The organism is Amorphus sp. 3PC139-8, assembly GCF_040750475.1.
Taxonomy (GTDB): domain Bacteria; phylum Pseudomonadota; class Alphaproteobacteria; order Rhizobiales; family Amorphaceae; genus Amorphus.
Map to the genome: position 1 here is coordinate 1 of NZ_JABJVY010000016.1, position 15,079 is coordinate 15,079.

10 protein-coding genes and 1 pseudogene are annotated in these 15,079 nt (G+C 65.8%); 7 read left to right on the plus strand and 4 right to left on the minus strand.

The features are described 5' to 3' along the window. Positions 1 to 221 precede the first annotated feature (221 nt). Together HNS03_RS15245 and HNS03_RS15250 are read right to left on the minus strand one after the other, a co-directional pair. Entirely contained in the window at positions 222 to 1,922 is a 1,701-nt protein-coding gene (locus HNS03_RS15245) for a DUF882 domain-containing protein (RefSeq protein ID WP_367196421.1), read from the minus strand. Between the two features lie 312 nt (positions 1,923 to 2,234). Then, complete coding sequence (locus HNS03_RS15250) at positions 2,235 to 3,878, minus strand: murein L,D-transpeptidase (RefSeq protein ID WP_367196423.1); 1,644 nt, start codon at positions 3,876 to 3,878, stop codon at positions 2,235 to 2,237. A 345-nt stretch (positions 3,879 to 4,223) separates the two neighbouring features. Between HNS03_RS15250 and HNS03_RS15255 the strand changes: the two genes are divergently transcribed. From HNS03_RS15255 to HNS03_RS15265, 3 genes are all read left to right on the plus strand, one after another. Beyond that, positions 4,224 to 6,062, plus strand: a complete 1,839-nt coding sequence (locus tag HNS03_RS15255; RefSeq protein ID WP_367196425.1) for a M3 family oligoendopeptidase — start codon at positions 4,224 to 4,226, stop codon at positions 6,060 to 6,062. 67 nt (positions 6,063 to 6,129) lie between these two features. Then, complete coding sequence (locus tag HNS03_RS15260) at positions 6,130 to 6,291, plus strand: hypothetical protein (RefSeq protein WP_367196427.1); 162 nt, start codon at positions 6,130 to 6,132, stop codon at positions 6,289 to 6,291. 75 nt (positions 6,292 to 6,366) lie between these two features. Further along, positions 6,367 to 7,761, plus strand: a complete 1,395-nt coding sequence (locus tag HNS03_RS15265) for an ABC1 kinase family protein (RefSeq protein ID WP_367196429.1) — start codon at positions 6,367 to 6,369, stop codon at positions 7,759 to 7,761. A gap of 487 nt (positions 7,762 to 8,248) precedes the next feature. Here HNS03_RS15265 and HNS03_RS15270 read toward each other — a convergent pair. Then, positions 8,249 to 9,046, minus strand: a pseudogene (locus tag HNS03_RS15270) (undecaprenyl-diphosphate phosphatase); the annotation flags it as partial. A gap of 250 nt (positions 9,047 to 9,296) precedes the next feature. Here HNS03_RS15270 and HNS03_RS15275 point away from each other — a divergent pair. From HNS03_RS15275 to HNS03_RS15290, 4 genes are all read left to right on the plus strand, one after another. Further along, entirely contained in the window at positions 9,297 to 9,989 is a 693-nt protein-coding gene (locus HNS03_RS15275) for a glutathione S-transferase family protein (protein WP_367196431.1), read from the plus strand. Positions 9,990 to 10,134: 145 nt separating this feature from the next. Beyond that, positions 10,135 to 11,295: a tRNA epoxyqueuosine(34) reductase QueG gene (gene queG, locus HNS03_RS15280; RefSeq protein ID WP_367196598.1), complete on the plus strand. Its 1,161-nt coding sequence runs from the start codon at positions 10,135 to 10,137 to the stop codon at positions 11,293 to 11,295. Further along, the gene (locus HNS03_RS15285) at positions 11,279 to 12,208 is read left to right on the plus strand and encodes an SDR family oxidoreductase (RefSeq protein WP_367196433.1); all 930 of its coding nucleotides are present in this window, start codon (positions 11,279 to 11,281) and stop codon (positions 12,206 to 12,208) included. Before queG ends, HNS03_RS15285 begins: the two co-directional genes overlap by 17 nt. A gap of 201 nt (positions 12,209 to 12,409) precedes the next feature. After that, a complete protein-coding gene (locus tag HNS03_RS15290; RefSeq protein WP_367196435.1) occupies positions 12,410 to 12,712 on the plus strand; it encodes a hypothetical protein in 303 nt (100 codons plus the stop codon). Positions 12,713 to 13,064: 352 nt separating this feature from the next. Here the strand turns inward: HNS03_RS15290 and HNS03_RS15295 are convergent, their stop codons facing one another. Then, positions 13,065 to 14,630, minus strand: coding sequence for a 2-isopropylmalate synthase (locus tag HNS03_RS15295; RefSeq protein ID WP_367196437.1), 1,566 nt, complete (start codon positions 14,628 to 14,630; stop codon positions 13,065 to 13,067). Positions 14,631 to 15,079: the final 449 nt, after the last annotated feature.

Sequence of the window (15,079 nt, forward strand, 5' to 3'; positions counted from 1 at the left end):
CACATGGCGTCACGTCGGGCATCTCGTCCAGACCATCCCATCCGACGAATGCGCCAACTACTTCCAAAACGCAGGATACGCTTCCGTCACAAAATGACACGCTCTAAGTCCGTACGGTCCGTGCGGATTTAGGAGTTCATGACCTAGACCGCTTCCAGACCGAGTGGAAACCGGGTGGCCGCTCTTGCCGCTCGGATGGAAACATCCGAGCGGAAAAGGCTCTATTGGACGGTAGCCATCGCCTGCGTGATGTAGAGGTGGGGGATGCCCTCGAACCGGTCGGTGCGCCAGCCGGAAACTTCGTCGGCGAGGCGGCCGGTTCCGCCCATGCGGGCGTGATGAACCGTCACGATCTCCAATTCGCCCTGGCGCGGATGGGAGAGCCAGGCGAAATCCATGGTCCGCATGCTGGACTCCGCAATCAGCAGACGGGAGTCGGACCGGTCAGGCGGGCCGAAGAAGGTGGCCGTCGGATCGAGCTCGCCCGAGCCGTCGCCATCGGCCAGTCCGGCCGTCAACGACGTCGGCACGGACTTCGCGCGCGCCGTGTCGGGGCCGACGATCGCGGCCGTCGCGCTCAACACGTTGTCGGCGGAAGCGTCCGGCGTTCCGCCATCGGCGTAGCCGAACACCGGCAGTTCGCTTTCGGTTCCCGACCGCGCGTCGAGGCTCGCCCTGAGAGAGGCGACGGCTGCCTCGGCTTCCGCGGAGGTGCCGCCGGCAACCTCAGACGAGGCCACGGCGGCTGCCGTGGTCGGTCCGACGGACGGGCGCGGGCGCGGCAAGGAGGCGACCAGCACCTGTTCCGGCGTCGGAGTTGCGGTCGGCTCGCTCTCCGGAGAGGGCAGCGGCACGGCGGGCGCGGCCGGGCTTGCAAACTCCGGACGGATAGTCGGGACCGGCGGCGCAGCGGCAGGCGCCGTGACGGACGCGGTGGCGGTCGTTGTTGCCGGAGCGGGCGTCGGGGTCGGCGTGGGGGCTGCGCGGGTTGCGATGGCCGGCGGCGTGTCGGCGGTGGGCGCGGTCAGATTGACGCCCGGCAGCGACGAGGAGGACGGCCGGCTCGGCGCGCCGCGCTCTTCTGCCGAGACCTGACGCTCCACGGTGTCCTCCACATCGTCGTCATCGCGCTTCAGCAGCGCGGCGATGATGTTGGAGCCGGAGCCGGGTTCGGGCTTCACGCGGGTTTCGCGGCTGCGGTCGCCGCCGGCCGCGCCGCCGCCACCGCCGAACAGGCTGCCGAGACCGCCCCCGGTCCGCGCCGAGGCGACCTGAGTGCTGGAGCGGCGATCGCGCGCGGCGAGTTCGGCCTTGGCGACCTCGTAGCCTTTCAGCGGCTTGCCGTCGCTGGGCAGGTGAACGGTCTTGCCGTCGGGGAACAGGGCGAGAAGCTGGCCGCGGGTCATGCGCGGCCAGGAGCGCACGCTGCCGGTGTCGAGATGGACGAACGGCGTGCGCGACGTCGGGTAGTAGCCGACGCCGCCGATCTGCATCTTGAACGCGGCCTTGCGGATATCGGAGGTCGACACGCCGGGAATGAAGAAGTCGCAGGCTTTGCCGCGCATGTGTTGGCTGAACTTGGCGACCCCGCGCGAGCGTTGGCGCAGCATGTTGTTGGTCGCCGGCGAGCGGTAGCCGGACACGACGTGGATCTGGCGTTTCTTGCCGACGCCCTGCTGGATCTCCCAGAGCAGGTCGAACAGCTCCGGATCCATGTCGATCGATTCGTTGCGCCGCCAATCGCGCAGGAAGCGGTTCAGGTCCTTCAGCGCGGACGGGATGTAGCGACCGTTGCGCTTGTAGGTGATCTTGAGGCTTTCACCGGTGTGGGTGAAGAAAAGGTCGAGCGTGCGCTCGTTGAAAGCTTGCGCGGGGGCGCCGCCGGCCATGAGGCCAAGCGCGACGGCGAAAGCCGCGGCCATGGTCCGCAAGCGGTGCGTCAAGCGCAGGTGAGAAGAGATCCCGTTTGATTGCTGCTGCAAGATGCAGTCCTTAGCTCGCAGGCCACAGCTTCAACCCCGAACCTGGGAGATAGGTCGGAACGGGTTAAGGAGGATTTACCGTAACGAGCCCTTAATGAAAAGGCGAGGGTCGGCACTCTTCCCGCATGGTCGCTTCGGCCGCAGCGCCCTGCTGATGATGCGCTATTTCCCGCGATAGGGGCCGTTTTATGGCGCATGCGCCAAAGGCTTGCGCGACAATTGCGCCGCGCGCGTGCCGGGGCTCTGCAATCGCTAGTTCGAGAGCGCCTTTTCCACTCGCCGGTCGTAGCCGTAAACGTCGCCGAACGCGTCGAGCGTGCCATCGTCTTCGGCCCACAGCGTGAAGTAGGCGAGATGGACGGGAATGTGCCGATCGAGCGTGATGTAGCGTTCGCCGCCGCCGATCAGCTTCTTGATCTGGCTGGCGTTCCAGTGCGGCTCTTCGGCCAGCAGCGCGTCGGCGAAATCGAGCGGCTGGTCGACGCGCACGCAGCCGTGGCTGAACGCGCGTACCGGTTTGGAGAACAGGTTCCGGCTCGGCGTGTCGTGCAGGTAGACCGCGTGCTCGTTGGGGAACATGAACTTGATGTTTCCAAGGGCGTTGCCGCGGCCGGGCTTCTGGCGAATGCGCACGTGGCGCAGGGCCGCCGGCGACCAGGAGATCGACGAGGGGCTGACGACCCGGCCGTTGGAGACGACCTCGTACCCGCGCGAGGCGAAATAGCCCTCCGGATTCTTCTGGATGGAGGACAGCATCTCCTTCGACGCAATCGAATAGGGCACGTTCCAGTAGGGGTTCACCACCAGGTGCTCGATCTCGTCGGAGAAGGTCGGCGTCGGGTTGGACGATTTGCCGACCACCACCCGGCCCTCGTAGGCCAGCGCCCCTTCGCGCTGGATGCGGACTTTGAATTCGGGAATGTTGACGAACACGTAGGTCGCGCCGAGATCGCGCGGCATCCAGCGCCAGCGTTCCATGTTGACCAGGATATCGGCCTCCCGGTCGCGCTCTAGGCCGCGATTCATGACGGCGAGGGTGTTCGGTCCGACAATCCCGTCCGGCCTCAGGCCGTGCTCGCTCTGAAAGGCTTTGACCGCCTCGACCACGCCTTCGTCATAGACGGAAACGTCGCTGCCGCGGTGGAGCGTCGCGCCCAGACGCTGGCGCAGCAGGCCGACCCGCGGATCGCTGTCGCCGAGGCGAAGATTGCGGCCGCTCGGAACCGGTTCCGGTCGTTCGATCTCGGAGGCGCGCTCGGCGGCAAGCGCGGCCTTGAGCGCGCGAAATTGCGGATGGGGAGGGTTGAAGGCATCGAGGGCGTCCACCGGGTTCGACGACGAGGCGACCCGCTTCAGCGACACCAGCGGATCCGGCACGGGCGGTGTCAGCGTGATGATGGACGAGATCCGGCGGGGATCGATTCGCCCGGATTGGGCATCGTGGGCGAAGGCGATCACCGCATCGGAGAGCGAGAGCTCGGTGGTCGCCAGATCGGGGGCATCGGGATGCGGCCCGGTGTCCAGCATCGCCCGGTCGACCTCGTAGGCCTTCGGGTCGAGACCGTCGGTGTCGGCCTTGCTGAGACGGGCGATGACGCTTTCGGCCGCCGGGGTAAGCGCCCCGTCCACGATCCAGACCGGCCGGAAGTCGCGGTCTTCGTAGAAGGCGAGAATCGCATCGCGATAGCGCAGGTCGCTGTCCGCCGCCGCTGTCGGTTCCGTCAGCAAGGCTTCGATCGCGCTCTGGTCGGAGGAGCGCGGGACCAGGTCGACGGCTTCCGGTTCGCGGGTCTCGCTCGCCGTCGGCAGCTCGGCCGGGCCGGTCGGAAGCGCGCTGGCGGCGCTCGGTACGAGCAGCAAAGCGGCCAGGATGCCGGCCCAAATCCCGATGCGCATGGACACGCTCCTCCTCAGGATCGTCTGGATCACGACGAGGTTGGGCCTCAAGGGCGCGTCTTCCCGAAACGTGATCGATTCACATAGGCTTGAGCGGCAGGCGGATGGAAAATCGGCGCCGACTTTTCCACGATCCCACTCAAATCAAACATTGAATAGGGCCTAAGGAGTGAACAACTAGCAACCACTGCATTTTGTGGTGCCGGGGGTTATCGGTCAGTTCTTCGTGAGCATGCGGCTGCTTTCGTCACAGAGTCGGGAAGGAACCGGTCCGTTTCGGACGGGACGTTGGACGCGCGATCGTGCTACCGGATTCACCACCCATCGCATGAGGAAGATTGCAAGATGACGTTGGTCCATCCCCGTTCGCTCGCCGCCTCCGATGCCGCACTCGCCGCCGGCGACACCGGGCGGCTGCCGGAATGGAACCTCGCCGACCTTTATCCGGCGATCGACGCGCCGGAGGTGACCGACGACCTGGCCTCGGTCGCGTCCGATTGCGCCGCCTTCGAGGAGGCCTACAAGGGCAAGCTCGCCGAGCTTGCGGCAGGGCCCAATGGTGGCGCGGCGCTTGCCTCCGTGATCGCCGCTTACGAGGCGATCGACGAGCGTCTCGGGCGTCTTTTCTCCTATGCCGGTCTCGTCTATGCCGGCGACACCACCGACGCCAAGCGGGCGAAGTTCTATGGCGACGTTCAGGACAAGCTGACGGCGGCCACCACCCATCTGCTGTTCTTCACGCTCGAGCTGAACCTGATCGACGAGGCGGTTCTGGACGCCGCGCTGGCCGACCCTGCGCTGGCGCACTACCGGCCTTGGATCGAGGACGTCCGCAAGGAGCGGCCCTACCAGCTCGACGACAAGCTTGAACGGCTGTTCCACGAAAAGTCGGTCACGTCGCGCGGCGCCTTCAATCGGCTGTTCGACGAGACCATGGCGGGCCTGTCGGTCGAGGTCGATGGCGAGACGCTGACCCTGGAGCAGGCGCTCAACAAGCTGCAGGACACCTCCGGCGCGGTGCGCAAGGCGGCCGCCGAGGCGCTGTCCGGTGTGTTCCAGGACAACATCCGCACCTTCACGCTGATCACCAACACGCTCGCCAAGGACAAAGAAATCTCCGACCGCTGGCGCGGTTTCGAGGACGTGGCCGATTCCCGCCACCTCGCCAACCGGGTCGAGCGCGAGGTGGTCGACGCCCTGGTCGCGGCCGTACATGAGGCCTATCCCCGGCTGTCGCACCGCTACTATGCGATGAAGGCCGGCTGGCTGGGCAAGGACAAGCTGGACTTCTGGGACCGCAACGCGCCGCTTCCCGACGCCGACGACCGCATCATCCCCTGGAACGAGGCGCGCGAGCAGGTGCTGTCGGCCTATGGCCGCTTCTCGCCGGACATGGCGGCGCTCGCCGAGCGCTTCTTCGAGAACGGCTGGATCGATGCGCCGCCGCGGCCGGGCAAGGCGCCGGGGGCGTTTGCGCACCCCACGGTGCCGAGCGTGCACCCTTATGTGCTTTTGAACTATCAAGGCCGGACCCGGGACGTCATGACGCTCGCCCATGAGCTCGGGCATGGCGTGCACCAGCTTCTGGCGGCGCCGAACGGGGCGCTGATGGCGCCGACCCCGCTGACGCTTGCGGAAACGGCGAGCGTGTTCGGCGAGATGCTGACCTTCCAGAGCCTGCTCGCCTCCGCCGAGACCAAGGACAAGCGGCGCACCATGCTCGCTGCCAAGGTCGAGGACATGCTGAACACGGTCGTGCGCCAGATCGCCTTCTATACGTTCGAGCGGCGCATCCATCTGGAGCGCCGGGAAGGCGAATTGACCGCCGAGCGGATTGGCGAAATCTGGCTGGAAGTGCAGCGCGAGAGCCTGGGGCCGGCAATCCGCCTGTCGGAAGGCTATGAGACCTACTGGTCCTATATCCCGCACTTCATTCATTCGCCGTTCTATGTCTATGCCTATGCCTTCGGCGACTGTCTGGTGAACTCGCTCTATGCGGTCTACGAAAAGGCCGAGGAGGGCTTCCAGGAGCGCTATTTCGACATGCTGCGCGCCGGCGGCACGAAGCATCACTCGGAACTTCTGGCGCCGTTCGGGCTTGATGCGCGCGACCCGTCCTTCTGGCACAAGGGGCTCGGCGTGATCGAGCGCATGATCGACGAACTGGAAACGGACCGGACCTGACCGATCGGCGGCGTCACCGGGAAATCCTCCGGGGCTGGCGAGACGGGGCTGAAGAGGAGACCTTGAGATGCCGCTGCTTTTCTTCCTGATCCTGATCATTCTGATCGCGACCGTCGGCTTCTGGAAGACGCTGGGTGCGATCATCGGCGCGGCCGCCATGGTCGTGCTTTTGATCTTTTTGGCGGTCGTCGCCGTATTGCTCGGCGGGATCATGCTGATGCGGCGCTAACGGTCGCTTTTCTTGAAGAATCGGCCGGCGAGGACACTGCCAGCCGGCGCGCATCTTTGGTAAGGACGATAGCCAATGTCAGCCGACGACGGGCGACGCGACAGCGAGCGCAATCGCTTCTCCAGCCGGGCCGCGCGCTACGCGCGGGTCGGCACCGGCATGTCGGGCGTCGCCGCCAAGATGATCGGGGCGCGCTTCTTGGGCATGGATCTGGAGCGCGGCGAGCATGCCGGCGAGCTGGCCGCCGCACTTGGCAATCTCAAAGGGCCGCTGATGAAGGTGGCCCAGCTCCTGTCGACCATTCCCGACGCGCTGCCGCCGGAATATGCCGCAGAACTCTCCACCCTGCAGTCGGACGCCCCGCCGATGGGATGGGCGTTCGTGAAACGGCGTATGGCGGCGGAGCTCGGACCCGGCTGGCAGAAGCGGTTCGCCTCTTTCGAGCACGAGCCGGCGGCGGCCGCCTCTCTCGGCCAGGTGCACCGCGCGTTCGCCCACGACGGCACCCGGCTTGCCTGCAAGCTGCAATATCCCGACATGGATTCCGCCGTCGAAGCCGACCTCAAGCAGCTTTCTTGGATCTTTTCCCTGCATCGCCGGATGCGGCCTGCGCTTGATACCACCCAGATCGCGTTCGAGATCGGCGAACGGCTGCGCGAGGAACTCGACTATACCCGGGAAGCTCGCCACGCCCGGCTCTATCAATCGGTGCTATCGGACGAGCCCGGCATCGTCGTGCCGGATGTTCATGCCGATCTCTCCACGCGCCGTTTGCTGACGCTGACCTGGCTCGACGGTCGCCGGCTCCTGGAGTTCAAGGAGCATTCGCTGGAGGACCGCAACCGGCTGGCCGAAACGCTGTTTCGCGCCTGGTGGCGGCCGTTCGCCCGCGTTGGCGTGATCCACGGCGATCCCCACCTCGGCAACTACACCGTCTATGAAGAGGAGGGCTGCCCCGCCGGCATCAACCTGCTCGACTACGGCTGTGTACGGATCTTCCCGCCGGCCTTCATCTCAGGGGTGCTGGAACTCTATCACGGGCTTGCGACCGATGACCGCGACCGCATCGTGGCCGCCTACGAGCGCTGGGGCTTCAAGGGACTTTCCAACGATCTGATCGACGTCCTCAACATCTGGGCGCGTTTCATCTACGGCCCGCTTCTGGATGATCGGGTTCGCACCATCGCCGACGGCACCCGGCCGGGCGAATATGGCCGGCGCGAAGCCTTTTCCGTGCATCAGGCATTGAAGGAAAAGGGGCCGGTGACGATCCCGCGAGAGTTCGTGTTCATGGATCGCGCGGCCATCGGGCTCGGCGCCGTGTTTCTGCACCTCGATGCGGAGCTGAACTTCTGCCGCCTGTTCCAGGACGCGATCGAAGGCGTCGACGAGGCCGGCATCGCGGAGCGTCAGCGCGCGGCGCTGGCCGAAGCCGGACTGCCGAAGCCGGAATGGGATCAGGCCGCGTGACGCTTAGCCGATGGCGTTGAACCGGTTTCCCGTGCGGGATTTGCGGAGCCAGCGCGCGACCGCGCGCCGGCCGGAGGCCGCTCCTGCAGAGCCGCGAGCGTGAGCTCGCTCGCGCAGATTTCTAAGGCTTCCTGGGCGGCAGCGGCGGATAGAAGGATTGGGTGGCGTTCGCGGTCGCGCTGGGTTCGGCCGTTTCCGGCGGGCGGGTCAGCTCCACCTGGGGCGGTTCGCGAAAACGCTGCTCGAACGCCTGTTCGTCGAAGCGTGGCGTGCCGCTGACGGCCTCCGGGGCCTGTCCGGCCTGGCTCGGCGTCGGAACGATTGCGTTCATGGTTCCGTCGCTTCCGCTCTCAGGGGCCGGCACCAACTCCGGGCCTTCGCGCGGGGGTGCGGGCAGCGAGGGGGCTGCCGCTTGCTGGGTGGTCGCCTGCGGGGAGGGCGTCTCGGTGGCTGGCCCGGTGTCGGCCGTGCTGGGCGCCGGTGCGGTCAGAAACAGTGCAATCAGCCCCACCGTGCCCACCACGATGCGCCAATAGGCGAACGGCGCGAAGCCGTGGCGGGTCACGAACGTCAAAAGCGTGCGCACCACAATGATTGCGGCGATCAGCGCGGTGACGAAGCCGACCGCGATCACCACGGCCTGGTCCATCGAGATCAGGTCGCGATTCTTATAGAGATCGTAGGTGAAGGCGCCGGCCATGGTCGGCAGAGCCAGGAAGAAGGAAAACTCGGCGGCCGAACGTTTGTCGGTGCCGAGTACCAGCGCGCCGCCGATGGTGGCGCCTGAGCGCGAGACGCCCGGCACCAGCGCCAAGCACTGGAAGCAGCCGATCGCAAGCGCCAGCCACACCGGATAGGTGTAGGCGTTGGTGTAGCGCGGCCGCAGCGGCATCCGGTCCAGCACGAGCAGGATCACCCCGCCGACGATCAGCGTCACGCAGATCAGCGTGGGTGATTCGAACAGCACGGTCTTGATGAAGTCGTGCAGGAGAACGCCGGCGAAGGCGGCGGGCAGGAACGCCACCACGATGCCGATCAGGAACCGACGGGCGTTCGGATCGGTTGGAAACGCGATCACCATGTGCCACAGCCGGCCGAAATAGACCGAGAGGATCGCGAGGATGGCACCGAGCTGGATCAGAACCTCGAAGGTCTTGCCCTTGCTCTCGAAGCCCAGAAAATGGCCGAGCAGCAAGAGATGTCCGGTCGACGAGACCGGAATGAACTCCGTGAGGCCCTCGACGAAGCCGAGGATCACGGCGTTGATGATGGTATCTGCCTCCATGGGGGCTCCGGACTGGCGGGTGGGGCGATGGAGACCGAGACGGGGCCAGGAGCGAGCTCGGGCCGGTCCTCTATAACGGTGCGCCAGGATCTTCGGTAGCCCATCCGGGCTGCCTCATCATCGCCACCCAAGTGTGGGTTCGATGCAACTCAATTCCTTCTTCTTGGTCTCGCGCCGCGTCGCTAACGGCGCGTTAACGCGTTAGCCCGGATCGATAGGTTCGCTGTCTTCCCCCCAATCGCGACGAGACATGTTCACCCTTTATCACCACCCTTTTTGCCCGACTTCACGCTTCGTCCGCGTCGCGCTTGCCGAGTATGAGGCTCGTTTCGAGCTCGTGGTCGAGCAGACGTGGGCGGGACGGGAAGCCTTCCTGCGCCTTAACCCGGCGGGCGAGGTGCCGGTGGCGATCGAGAACGACGGACCGGCCTTGTGCGGCGCGACGGTGATCATGGAATATCTGGAGGACACCCGCGGCTATGCCGCCGGCAAGCATCGCATGATGCCGGACAATCCCAACGCCAGGGCCGAAGTGCGCCGGCTGTGCGAATGGTTCTTGTTGAAATTCCGCGACGAGGTGTCCGGGCCGTTCGTGTCGGAGCGCATCTTCAAGCTGGAGATGCCGGCCGGAGCAGGGGGCGGTGCGCCCGATTCGGCCTCGCTCAGGACGGCGCGCGCCAACATGCGCCATCATCTGCGCTATCTCGGCTATCTCGTGTCCGAGCGCGACTGGATCGCCGGCGATCAGATCTCGTTCGCCGACCTGGCCGCTGCCACGGCGCTCTCCGCCGTCGACTATCTGGGCGAGGTGCCCTGGCACGAAGACGGCGCGGCCCGGGCCTGGTATGCTCGCATGAAGTCGCGGCCTTCGTTCCGGCCGCTGTTGGCGGAAAGCGTTCGCGGCGTACGTGCCGCCACCCACTACGCCAACCTGGATTTCTAAAGCGATTTCAGGAGGCTGGGAAACCGGCTTGCCGGATCTCTGCCGAAGCGCACCTTGCGCGGTTGTGGCGCAATCCTCACCTTTGGGCCACGAACAACGGGGCGGCGCGCAACCGCCGAACCTGATGACCACACTTGCGGCAGACATGTCCGACCCCCGCCCCGAGCGCGACGACGGCGATCTAGCGGATCTCGTTCGCGAGAAGGCGCGGGCCCAAGGGTTCGATGCGGTTGGTATCGCGTCCGCCGATGTGCTGGCCCCGGAGGTGGCCGAACGCCTCGACACCTTCCTGGCGCTTGGTCGCCACGGCGATATGGGCTGGCTGGAAGACAAGGCCGACCGCCGGCGCGATCCGAAAGCGCTGTGGCCCGAGGCCCGCACGGTGATCATGCTCGGGCTCAACTATGGACCCGAGGAAGACCCGCTCGCCGTTTTGGCCAAGCGCGACCGGGCGGCGATCTCCGTTTATGCGCGCCATCGCGACTATCATGACGTCATCAAGGGCCGGCTGAAGACGCTCGCCGGACAGATTGTCGCCCGTGCGGGCGGCGACGTGAAGGTGTTCGTGGATACCGCCCCGGTGATGGAAAAGCCGCTTGCGGCGGCAGCCGGGCTCGGCTGGCAGGGCAAGCACACCAATCTGGTCTCCCGGGAGCTGGGGTCCTGGCTGTTTCTGGGTGCGATCTTCACCACCGTGGCGCTCCCCCCGGATGACGCGGAGATCGATCACTGCGGCTCCTGCCGGCGCTGTCTCGACATCTGCCCGACCGACGCTTTCCCCGCGCCCTATCAGCTCGATGCGCGCCGCTGCATTTCCTATCTGACGATCGAACATGCCGGACCGATCCCCCGCGATCTCCGTCCGTTGATGGGCAATCGAATCTATGGCTGCGACGATTGCCTGGCCGTATGTCCCTGGAACAAGTTCGCGGCGGCCACGGCGGAAATGAAGCTGGTTGCCCGGCCGGATCTGGTGGAGCCGCCGCTGGCCGAGCTGGTGCGTCTCGACGACGCCGCCTTCCGGGCGCGCTTTTCCGGCTCGCCGATCAAGCGGATCGGCCGCAACCGCTTCGTTCGCAACGTATTGGTCGCCATCGGCAACTCAGGCGACGCCGCACTAGCGCGTGCGGCCGAGCCTCTGCTTGCCGATGACGACGCGATTGTGCGGGCAACGGCGGCTTGGGCGATATCGAGGCTTTTGCCTCGCGGCCAAGTTGCCGCATTATGGGCCCTTCATGCATCCGCAGAAACCAACCCGATCCCGTGCCAAGAATGGGAGGCCGTCCGTTTTGACCACGAGCTCTGAGACCGAGATCGACCCCGCCGTGACCCGCGCCGCACCGGAGATGCGCCTCGTCTGTCTCGGGCTTGGCTATAGCGCACGCGCGCTGGTGGAGCTGCTTGATACCCGCAAGGTCGACGTCACCGGCACGACGCGCTCGCCGGAAAAGGCCGATACGCTGCATCGGCGTGGTATCCGCACCATCGTGTTCGATGGCAAACAGCCGTCCGCCGCGCTCTCGGACGCGATCCGCACCGCCACCCATATCGTCGTGTCGGCGGCGCCGACGTCGGAAGGTGACGCCTTCCTGTGGCATCACGAGCGCGACATCGTGCATGCCGACGGGCTGAAATGGATCGGCTATCTCTCCAGCGTGGGGGTGTATGGCGACCATGACGGCGCCGTCGTGGACGAACGGTCGGTGTGCCGGCCGGCGTCGGAGCGCTCCATGTGGCGGTTGGCGGCGGAGACGGCGTGGACGGCCTGCGGCCACCGCACCGGCGTGCCGGTGAGCTTGCTCCGACTGGGTGGCATCTACGGGCCGGGCCGCAATCAGCTCAAGCAGCTCGCCGACGGCAAGGCCCGGCGGATCATCAAGCCGGGACAGGTGTTCAACCGCATTCATGTGGACGACATCGCCCAGACCGTCGAGCGCGCCATGGAGCGGCCGGCAGCCCGCATTTACAACGTGGTCGACAACAAGCCGTCGCCACCTCAGGAGGTGATCGAGTTCGCCGCCGAACTGATGGGGGTGGAGCCGCCGCCGGCCGTGCCGTTCGAGGAGGCGGATCTGACGCCGATGGCGCGCACCTTCTATGGCGAGGTCAAGCAGGTGTCCAACCGCCGCCTGCACGACGAGCTTGGTATTCATCTCCTCTATCCTACCTATAGGGAAGGCCTTCGGGCGTTGTGGGAAAGCGACCGCTGGCGAGGCTAGACAGCGTTTCCAGGCGAAGTGGGAACCGGTTCGGCGTCCGGAAACGCGCCAAGAGGCTAGACAGCGTTTCCAGGCGGAGTGGGAACTGGTTCGCCGTTCGGAAACGCGCCAAGATGACAGGTTCGAGCCGCTCCGCGCTGCAGTGAGAAGCGGGCCGGCTCTCCCTCGGTGGGAATGGCTCCGGGAAAGGAGTGGATCGTGATGAAACGGCTGGAGAGAAGTGTAAAAGGGCTGGTTCTTGCGGCGGTGATGGCCGTTGCGGTCGCGTCGGGGAGTGCTGAGGTTACCGCGCAGGGCTACGAGCAGCAGCGCATGCAGACTCAACAATATCGCTCTCAGCAAGGGCTGCAGCGCTCCAGCGACCAGTTGAACCAGAGCCTGCGCCAAACCCAGAGCGACCTGAACAACCGAGCCAACACGCAAGGCATGCAGCAGCGCCAACAGATCGAAAACATGCAGCAGCAGCTTCAGCCGTCGCCGCTCAACGGAGTGAAGATCGAGTAGGTGCTGCCGGTCTCGGCTTGGTTGCTTCGCTCACGCCAGCTCGCTTCGCAAGCGCATCGATTGGCCGCTGACTGAGAAATGCGGCGAGGTCGCTTCAGGCTCGTCCATCCTCCGCCCATTCCCGAGCAAGCGGGAATGGGCGGAGTTTGAGGGTAGAGCGTTTCCAGGCGAAGTGAGAACCGGTTGGCCGTTCGGAAAGGCGTCGAAACAATAACTTAGACCCGCTCCGTGATGCCGTGATAAGCGGAAGACGCCGATTTTCGGCGCTTTAAGTCCGGTGATACGAGGCACGAAAAAGCCGCCGCGGAGGCCGCGGCGGCTTTTGTTTTCAGCCAGACTGTTGTGGCGGTGATCAGGACGCTTCGCGGACGCCTTGGGCGTGGATGCGCTTGATCGACAGCTTGTTGAGCGCGGCCACATAGGCCTTGGCGGAGGCGACCAAGGTGTCGACGTCGGCGCCACGGCCGGAGGCGATCCGCCCGTTGTCCTCCAGCCGGACGGAGACCTCGGCCTGGGCGTCGGTGCCCTCGGTGACGGCGTGCACCTGGTAGAGCGACAGCCGGGCGTCGTGGGGCACGATCTGCTTGATGGCGTTGAAGGTCGCGTCGACCGGGCCGGAGCCCTGGGCTTCCTCGGTGATGTGGCGGCCATCCATCTCCATGGTGATGATGGCCTTCTGCGGCGCGCCGGTGCCGGCAATCACCGTCAGCGAAATCACCTTCACGCGCTCGCCCGAGGTCGTGATCTGGTCCTCGACCAGCGCTTCGATGTCCTCGTCGTAGACGTGCTTCTTGCGGTCGGCGAGTTCCTTGAAGCGGTTGAACACGTCGGTGAACGCGTTCTCGCCCAACTCGAAGCCCAGCTCCTTCAGCTTCTCGCGCAGCGCGTGGCGGCCGGAGTGCTTACCCATCACCAGCGAGGTCGCCTTCACGCCCACGTCCTCCGGGCGCATGATCTCATAGGTTTCGGCATTCTTCAGCATGCCGTCCTGGTGGATGCCGGATTCGTGCGCGAACGCGTTCTTGCCGACGATCGCTTTGTTGTACTGCACCGGGAAGCCGGACACGGCGGAGACGAGCTTGGAGGCGCGCGTCAGATAGCTCGGATCGACGTTGGTCTTGTAGGGCAGCACGTCGCCGCGGGTGCGGATCGCCATCACGACTTCTTCCAGCGAGGCGTTGCCCGCGCGCTCGCCCAAGCCGTTGATGGTGCACTCGACCTGTCGCGCGCCGCCGGCGATCCCGCCCAGCGAGTTGGCGACGGCCAGGCCCAAATCGTCATGGCAGTGGACGGAAAAAGTGACGGCGTCGGCGCCGGGCACTTTCTCGATCATCGTGGCGAACATCTGCCGGTACTCGTCGGGCGTGCTGTAGCCCACGGTGTCGGGCAGGTTGATGGTGGTCGCTCCGGCTTTGATGGCGGCCTCCACGCAGCGGCAGAGATAGTCGAGCGGCGTGCGGGTGGCATCCATGCCCGACCACTCGACATCGTCTATCAGGTTGCGCGCGCGGCCGACCGTGGCCGTGATGATCTCCAGCACCTCCTCCTGGCTCTTCATCATCTGGTGTTTCAGATGGATCGGGGAGGTGGAGACGAAGGTGTGGATGCGGCCGCGACGGGCGTCGCGCACGGCCTCGCCGGCGCGGTCGATGTCGGCGGGAATGGCGCGGGCCAGGCCGGCGATGACGGAGCGCTCGGTACGACGCGCGATGGTCTGCACGGCTTCGAAGTCGCCGTTGGAGGCGATCGGGAAGCCGGCCTCGATGATGTCGACACCCATGGCGTCGAGTACCTCGGCGACCTGGATCTTCTCCTCCAGCGTCATCGACGCGCCGGGCGACTGTTCGCCGTCGCGCAACGTGGTGTCGAAGATCTTGATCTCGGCCGGGTCGGCGACCGTGGGGGTTTCGATGGTCATTGTCTGTCCCTCTCGGAAATCGGCCCGCGCAGATCGATGTCCATGCGGCGTGGCCGAAGTGTCTGGGCTTGCCTCGTCAATCCTCCCCTGAGAGCCTGCCCGAAACCGGGCCGCCAGCGCTCAGGGGCAGCTAAGGAGAAGGAGACGGCCGAGCGGAAGGGTCCGGGCGCGGGGAGCGCCCGTCGTCAATGCGGTCCGGAGCTTTTGCGTCTGCTCGACGGTCACGCCGACTTTCCCATTTCGGAGGCCCGGTTTCCGCAACTGAACGCCGCGGTCCAAAGCTCCACTCAATCGCCCGGATGTCAGGTTTCCGAGCATCATCATCCGACATCTACGCAAACTGCACGCAAAGTGCAACAGGCGCGTGCGGCCGGCCCCGAAACTCACGGGTTGTTCGCCTATCCTCGCTCCCCTAGGCTTGTTGTAGTAGATCGAGCCATTTCGCGGGT

Bases quoted from the DNA above. Each gene is read 5' to 3' on its own strand.
- HNS03_RS15245 (WP_367196421.1), bottom strand. From the start codon at position 1,922: ATGGCCGCGGCTTTCGCCGTCGCGCTTGGCCTCATGGCCGGCGGCGCC.
- HNS03_RS15250 (WP_367196423.1), bottom strand. From the start codon at position 3,878: ATGCGCATCGGGATTTGGGCCGGCATCCTGGCCGCTTTGCTGCTCGTA.
- HNS03_RS15255 (WP_367196425.1), top strand. From the start codon at position 4,224: ATGACGTTGGTCCATCCCCGTTCGCTCGCCGCCTCCGATGCCGCACTC.
- HNS03_RS15260 (WP_367196427.1), top strand. From the start codon at position 6,130: ATGCCGCTGCTTTTCTTCCTGATCCTGATCATTCTGATCGCGACCGTC.
- HNS03_RS15265 (WP_367196429.1), top strand. From the start codon at position 6,367: ATGTCAGCCGACGACGGGCGACGCGACAGCGAGCGCAATCGCTTCTCC.
- HNS03_RS15275 (WP_367196431.1), top strand. From the start codon at position 9,297: ATGTTCACCCTTTATCACCACCCTTTTTGCCCGACTTCACGCTTCGTC.
- queG (WP_367196598.1), top strand. From the start codon at position 10,135: ATGTCCGACCCCCGCCCCGAGCGCGACGACGGCGATCTAGCGGATCTC.
- HNS03_RS15290 (WP_367196435.1), top strand. From the start codon at position 12,410: ATGAAACGGCTGGAGAGAAGTGTAAAAGGGCTGGTTCTTGCGGCGGTG.
- HNS03_RS15295 (WP_367196437.1), bottom strand. From the start codon at position 14,630: ATGACCATCGAAACCCCCACGGTCGCCGACCCGGCCGAGATCAAGATC.